The organism is Methylobacterium sp. B1 (assembly GCF_000333255.1).
Lineage (GTDB): Bacteria > Pseudomonadota > Alphaproteobacteria > Rhizobiales > Beijerinckiaceae > Methylobacterium > Methylobacterium fujisawaense.
Genome location: NZ_BACT01000574.1, coordinates 1 through 5,918 on the forward strand (window position 1 = coordinate 1; position 5,918 = coordinate 5,918).

The following is a 5,918-nucleotide window of genomic DNA, read 5'->3' on the forward strand; positions in this document are numbered from 1 at the left end:
CGCGGCGTCGTCGAGGAGATCAAGGTCCGCTTCGGCGGCGAGACGCCGCCGCGCGACGAGGACCTCGCCCAGCGCGCCGTGCAGATGCTCGACTGGTCCGCGACCGTGCCGAAGGGTGCGGTGCAGGTGAAAGTTCAGAACGGCTGGGTGACGCTGACCGGCCGGGTCGACTGGCAGTATCAGAAGGAAGAAGCCTACCGGTCGATCAAGCGCCTCGCGGGCGTGGCCGGCATCCTCAACACCATCGAGGTGGCGCCGAAGGCGAGCGTGCCCGATGTGCGTGCGAAGATCCTGGCGGCGCTGAAGCGCAACGCCGAACTCGAGGCGGACGCCATCAAGGTCACCGTCAAGGACGCGAAGGTCGTCCTGGAGGGCAAGGTGAACGCGTGGCACGAGCGCCGGCTCGCCGAGAACGCGGCGTGGTCGGCGCCGGGCGTGCGCGCCGTCGAGGACCACCTGACGCTGGGCTGACCGACGCGGGGCTGAGGCCCGAACCGACGGGAGGCGCCGGCCGGGGCCGCCGTCATCCCGCCGTCATCCCGCCGCCGTCCTTCGAGCCGGAGACGTTCCATGACCTATGCGAGCATCATGGTCGCCATGGACCTGACGGATGGCGCGCGAAACCGCGTGCGCCTGGCAGGCCGCCTCGCCGACGACTTCAACGCCCGCCTGATCGGCGTCGCCGCGGAGCAGCCGGCCTATGTCGTCCCGCCGGTGGGCCCGACGCCGGCGAGCGCCTACGCGCTGGCCGATTCCGGCGAGACCGTCCTGAACGACCTCCGGGTCGCCCACGAGGCCTTCGCGGCGGCGGCCGGCGGCCGCAACCGCCTCGAGTGGCGCTCCAACCTCGATGTCCCGGTGGCGTTCCTGGCGGCACAGTCCGCGGCCGCCGACCTCGTGGTGGTCGGCCGCGGAGTCCCCGGGCCCCCCCTGTTCGCGGTGGATCCGGCCGATGCGGTCATGCAGCTCGGCCGTCCGGTGCTGGTGGTGCCGCCGGATCTGGACCATCTCGACGCGAAGCGCGTGGTGATCGGCTGGAAGAACACGCGCGAGGCGCGCCGGGCGGTCTGGGACGCGCTGCCCTTCCTGAAGCGCGCCTCGGAGGTGCTCGTCGTCTCCGTCGACGACGGAGCCAGCTCCGAGGGGCAGGATACCCTCCGCCTCCTTCAGGCCCATGACGTCTCCGCCATCCGCGTCCGGCGCGATGCCCAGGGCGAGTTGGTGTCCCTGGCGCTCGTCGAGGCGGCGGCAGAGCATGGGGCGGACCTGATCGTCACGGGCGCCTACGGGCACGGGCGTCTGCGCGAGTGGGTCGTCGGCGGCGTCACCCGCGAACTGCTGGCCGGCGCCCCGGTCTGCTGCCTGATGAGCCACTGAGAGCAGGGATGGGCGGCATGTCCGATACACGCACCCGCATGATCCCGCACGGCGGCTACGTCGTCGTCTGCGACGGCCGCAAGGCCCTGGTGCTCCGCAACGTGAGCGTCCACCCGAAGCCGGACCTCCAGGTCCAGCTCGCGTTCGAGGCGCCCCCGAACCCGCCGACCCACGCGCAGGGCACCGACAGGCCGCCGCGGGTCAGGCTCGGAGACCAGCGCAGCGCCATCGCGCAGACGGACTGGCATGATCTCGCCGAGCGACGCTTCGCGAAAGCGGTCGCCCACGCGCTGGACGCCTTCGATCCGGTCACGGCCCTGATCGTCGTCGCCCCGCCGAAGACCCTCGCCGAGATGCGGCGCGCGTTGCCCGAGCGCCTGCGGCGGGTCGTCGTGGCGGAGGTCGACAAGGATCTGACCAAGCACCCGGTCGAGGAGATCGAGCGCTGCCTCGCCAATGCCTGACCCCGCGCCAGAAGCCGACGCGCCAGAAGTCGACGCGGCAGGGGCCGACGAGGCCGGGACGCCGCCGGCCCCATGCCCGGGGGACTGGAGCGCGGCGGACGCCGCCGCGGCCCGGGTCCATGATCGACGCCATCCTCTCGCGCCACGGGGCGGCGTTCCGGGACTTGTTCTGGCGCGCCGTCGATACCGGCTACAATTGCGCTCTCCGGCCGGATCCGGACGCAGAGGCGCAACCGGCGCCCCCCGGACCCGGCTGCGGCGGTGGAACCGCATCGCGACCGGGCGCCCGGCCGAACCCGAGCCCTCTGCCCAGGCCCGCACTCAGTGGGCCATGAGCACCGGAATGCCGGCGTGTTCGATGACATGGCGGGTGACGCCGCCGAGCAGGAACTCGCGCACGCGGCTGTGCGTGTAGGCGCCCATGGCCAGCAGGGAGGCGTTGCGCCGTCCCGCCTCCGCCAGGATCGCCGCGCCGACCGGGGTCCCGTCCTCGACCGGCAGACTGACGGCCTCCGCCACGATGCCGTGCCAGCGCAGATAGGCGCACAGATCCGCTGCCCGCACCTCCGCGAAGCGCTCGGTCTGCGCGTGGACGACCGTGACGCGCGCGGCCTCGTGCAGCAGCGTGATGGACTGGCCGATCAGCCGCGTCGCCTCCAGGCTGCCGTTCCAGGCGATCACGACGTGGTCCAGCAGGTCGTGGGGGATGTGTTCGCCGACGACCAGGGTCGGCCGGCCGACGGCGAACAGGGCGGTGTCGAGGGCGCGGCCCGTGAACGGCTCGTCCGGATCCGGGCGGTCGACGATGACGAGGTCGTTGACCCGCCCGGTCAGCGTCAGGAGCGGCTCGACCTCTCCGGAGAGTTCGGTCCACGTGGCGAAGGTGGCGTCCAGGCGCTCGGCCTTCGCGATCACCGGCACGCCCGCGCGTCCGCACCACGCCTCGAAGGCCGCCTTGCCCTCGGCCGCCGATTCCCGGACGCTCTGCTGGATGGCCTCGATGGTCGTGCCGTCCATCGGCACGAGGCTCGCCATGGCGGCCAGCACGTGCTCCGGGCCGGGCGCCATGAAGGCGACGCCGATATGCGCGTGCAGGCGCCGCCCGAGGCGCAGGGCCGCGTCCAGCCGACGCGTCGCGTCGATCCCCGGGCCGGTCGGGACGAGGAGGCAGCGGAGGTACATCGAGGCTCTCCCTCAGCGTTCCAGCGATTTCAGGTAGGCGATCAGGTCTTGCGCCTGGTCCGGATCGAACCGGAACTCGGGCATGGTCGGGTGGCCCGTGCGGATCCCCTCGGTGAGCGCCTCGCCGAGATCCTCGACGGGGTAGCGCGTGTGGAGATCGCGGAAGGGGGGCGCGGCCCGCAGCGGACTTTCCCCGGCCCGCCCGATGGCGTGGCACCGGGCGCAGTTGGTCCGCGCGAGGGTCTCGCCTTGCCGGATCTGCAGGTTCCAGGCCGGCGCCGACACGGCGGGCAGAGGGGGTATGGCAGCCAGGACGCCGGCGAGAAGGAGGCGGGTCGTGCGCATCAGTGGCTCATCAGGCAGCAAACGGTGGTGGTCTCCAGCATCTCGCGGGTCGCGCCTCCGAAGACCCACTCGCGCAGCCGGGAATGGCCGTAGGCGCCCATGACGATCAGATCCGCCTCCTCCCGCCGGGCGAAGCGGAGGATCTCGTCCGCGACGCTGATCTCGGGCTTGTGCAGCAGGTGCGTGGCGACGCGGATGCCGTGCCCCGACAGGTACGCGGCGACGTCCGTGGCGCCTTCGCGGCGCGCCTCCGGACCCGCGACCGCGACATGGACCTGGTCGGCCCGCACCAGGAACGGCAGGGCGTCGTGGACGGCCCTGCGCGCCTCGCGGGTGTCCTTCCAGGCCACGACGATCCGCTTGGCCGAGAGCCGATGGAGGCCGGGCGGCACGATGAGGACGGGACGCCCCGCCTCCATCAGCAGGCCGCCCGCGGCGACACCCATCGGCCCGGGATCGCCGTCGGCCGGCCCCTGACGGCTCACCACCACGAGGCCGGCGGCGCGGGCCTGTTCCACCAGGAAGGCCAGGGGCTCGGCCAGCGCCTCCCGCCACGCGGTCCTGACCCGCTCGCCGGCCTCGCGCTCGAACAGCGCCCGCCCTTCGGCCAGCTCGTCCTTCGCCCGCGTCTCCTCGATCTCGAAGATGCGCTGCGACGCGTCGGCGCTCTCGACCGGGATCATGGTGACGAGCTGCCGCGCGGCGACGCCGATCAGGGTGGTGTCGAAGCGCCAGGCGATGTCGGCGGCGAGCCGGACGCGGTCGACGGCCGTGGCCCCGCGGTCGACCGAGACCAAGATGTTGGAGATCCGCATGATCACCTCCCGGCGCGGGCCCGTCCGCCCGGCCCGGCGACTCTTGCCCGTGCGGGTGGCCGGGGCCTTGATCCAGCTCAACCGCACCGGGGCCGCCGCAAGCCGCGAGGGCGCGTGTCCCGCCGCGCGGTGGGCGCGATGTCCGGGACGATTGACCGATCGCAATGCCCGGTCCCGCCGGATGGGGACATGAGGTTGCGGATGGAGGTCTCATGCCGTCCGCTTCCGCGATCCTGGCTTCAGGCCTGCCCGGTTTCGGGCCCTCCCGCGATGGGCTGGCGACGCCGCGGACCCTCCCGGCCTTCATCGCGAGCGCGAGCGGCGCCCATCAGCTGGCCCTGGTGGCGATGGCGACGGCCCTCTTCGTGGCGGATCTGGCGCCCCTCGAGCTGCAGCGGCGGGTCGTCAACGCGGCCCTTCCCGGCGGGAGCGCCCGAACCATCCTCCTGCTCGCGGCCCTGTACATCGCGGCGGCCACGGCGATGGGGGCCCTCAAGCTCGCGCTCAACATATACCGCAGCTACGTCAGCGAGAGCGCGGTCCGCCGGCTCCGCAGGACGCTGCTGCAGGACCTCGGCACCCTCGCCCCGGGCGACCGTGCGGCGGTCGAGGGCGTGGAGGTCTCCCTCGTCCTGGCGGAGGCGGAGCCGGTCGGCGCCTTCGTCGGCGTGAGCGTTTCGGAACCGGTCCTGGAGGGCGGCATCGTGCTGGGGACGTTCGGGTACATGCTGTACCTCAACCCGCTGATGGCGGCCCTGGCGCTGGCGGTGTTCGTACCGCAGATGGTCTTCGTGCCGCTGATGCAGCAGGCGATCAACCGCCGCGTGGTCGCGCGGACGGGCGCCTTGCGCCGCATCAGCGGCGGCATCATCGGCCGGCACCGACACGAGGCCACGGGACTTCAGGACGCGCGCATCGAGCGGGTGTTCCGGCTCAACATGGGCATCTTCAAGCTGAAGTTCTCGATGAACTTCCTCATGAACCTGATGCACCATGCCGGGGTGGCGCTGACCCTGGGGCTGGGCGGCTACCTCGTGGTGAACGGCGAGACGGATCTCGGGACCGTCGTGGCCTTCGTCGCGGGCCTGAGGCAGCTCAACGATCCGTGGGGCGGCCTGATCGACTGGTTCCGGGAGTGGCGCGTCACGCTGGCAAAGTACGCCCTGCTCCGGCAGGCCCTCGACACGCTCCCGCGGCAGGGCGCCTGAGGCGGCGCTCCGGCCGGGGGCCCCGACGCCCGGCCGGGCCAGATCGCGCCCGCCGATCGCCCGAAACCGCCTCGACCCGGTGGCCCTCCCGGAAAGCCTCACGCCCGGGACGTGGGATCAGGGCACGAGGACCGCCGCGCCCCGGAGGGCGCCGGACCGGTGATCCGCCACGGCCTCGTTGGCGCGGGTCAGCGCGTAGGTGCGGGTGTGCGTGACGAGGCCGGCCTGCGGCACGACGGCGAAGAAGGTGCGGGCGTCCTCGCGCGTGAGGTTCGCCACCGAATGCACCGAGCGCTCGCCCCAGAGCCGGTCGTAGGGGAAGGCCGGGATGTCGCTCATGTGGATGCCGCCGCAGACCACGCGCCCCCCCTTGCGCAGGGCGCCGAGGGCCCCGCGGGACGAGGTTCCCGTCCGGGGCGAAGATCAGGGCCGCGTCCATCGGCTCGGGCGGCGCCTCGTCCGACCCGCCGGCCCACGCGGCCCCCAACGTGCGCGCGAAATCCTGGGCGTCCCGGTCGCCCGGGCGG

The 5,918-nt window shown here is 73.0% G+C and carries 7 protein-coding genes and 1 pseudogene; 4 read left to right on the forward strand and 4 right to left on the reverse strand.

The features are described 5' to 3' along the window. The 3 genes from I53_RS16815 to I53_RS16825 form a co-directional block, all read left to right on the forward strand. On the forward strand, window positions 1-471 hold a 471-nt coding region (locus I53_RS16815; RefSeq protein ID WP_043352651.1), incomplete at its 5' end, for a BON domain-containing protein. Between the two features lie 99 nt (window positions 472-570). Next, on the forward strand, window positions 571-1,377 hold the full coding sequence (locus I53_RS16820; protein ID WP_043352654.1) for a universal stress protein: 807 nt from the start codon (window positions 571-573) through the stop codon (window positions 1,375-1,377). A 17-nt stretch (window positions 1,378-1,394) separates the two neighbouring features. After that, a complete protein-coding gene (locus I53_RS16825) occupies window positions 1,395-1,841 on the forward strand; it encodes a host attachment protein (RefSeq protein ID WP_043352661.1) in 447 nt (148 codons plus the stop codon). 321 nt (window positions 1,842-2,162) lie between these two features. Here I53_RS16825 and I53_RS16830 read toward each other — a convergent pair whose 3' ends face one another. Genes I53_RS16830 through I53_RS16840 form a run of 3 tightly spaced genes read right to left on the reverse strand, consistent with a single transcriptional unit; the run spans window position 2,163 to window position 4,183 of the window. Continuing rightward, window positions 2,163-3,023, reverse strand: a complete 861-nt coding sequence (locus I53_RS16830) for a universal stress protein (RefSeq protein ID WP_043352656.1) — start codon at window positions 3,021-3,023, stop codon at window positions 2,163-2,165. Window positions 3,024-3,035: 12 nt separating this feature from the next. Beyond that, window positions 3,036-3,368 (reverse strand): cytochrome c, encoded by a 333-nt coding sequence (locus I53_RS16835; RefSeq protein ID WP_043352658.1) that lies wholly within the window; start codon window positions 3,366-3,368, stop codon window positions 3,036-3,038. Further along, a complete protein-coding gene (locus tag I53_RS16840) occupies window positions 3,368-4,183 on the reverse strand; it encodes a universal stress protein (protein WP_043352663.1) in 816 nt (271 codons plus the stop codon). The genes I53_RS16835 and I53_RS16840 overlap by 1 nt, the downstream gene beginning before the upstream one ends. A 212-nt stretch (window positions 4,184-4,395) precedes the next feature. On the opposite strand from I53_RS16840, the gene I53_RS16845 reads away from it, so the two are divergent. Next, window positions 4,396-5,391, forward strand: coding sequence for an ABC transporter ATP-binding protein (locus I53_RS16845; RefSeq protein WP_043352660.1), 996 nt, complete (start codon window positions 4,396-4,398; stop codon window positions 5,389-5,391). 117 nt (window positions 5,392-5,508) lie between these two features. Here I53_RS16845 and I53_RS16850 read toward each other — a convergent pair. Further along, a pseudogene (locus I53_RS16850) lies at window positions 5,509-5,918 on the reverse strand (alcohol dehydrogenase); the annotation flags it as partial.

Bases quoted from the DNA above. Each gene is read 5' to 3' on its own strand.
- I53_RS16820 (WP_043352654.1), top strand. From the start codon at position 571: ATGACCTATGCGAGCATCATGGTCGCCATGGACCTGACGGATGGCGCG.
- I53_RS16825 (WP_043352661.1), top strand. From the start codon at position 1,395: ATGTCCGATACACGCACCCGCATGATCCCGCACGGCGGCTACGTCGTC.
- I53_RS16830 (WP_043352656.1), bottom strand. From the start codon at position 3,023: ATGTACCTCCGCTGCCTCCTCGTCCCGACCGGCCCGGGGATCGACGCG.
- I53_RS16835 (WP_043352658.1), bottom strand. From the start codon at position 3,368: ATGCGCACGACCCGCCTCCTTCTCGCCGGCGTCCTGGCTGCCATACCC.
- I53_RS16840 (WP_043352663.1), bottom strand. From the start codon at position 4,183: ATGCGGATCTCCAACATCTTGGTCTCGGTCGACCGCGGGGCCACGGCC.
- I53_RS16845 (WP_043352660.1), top strand. From the start codon at position 4,396: ATGCCGTCCGCTTCCGCGATCCTGGCTTCAGGCCTGCCCGGTTTCGGG.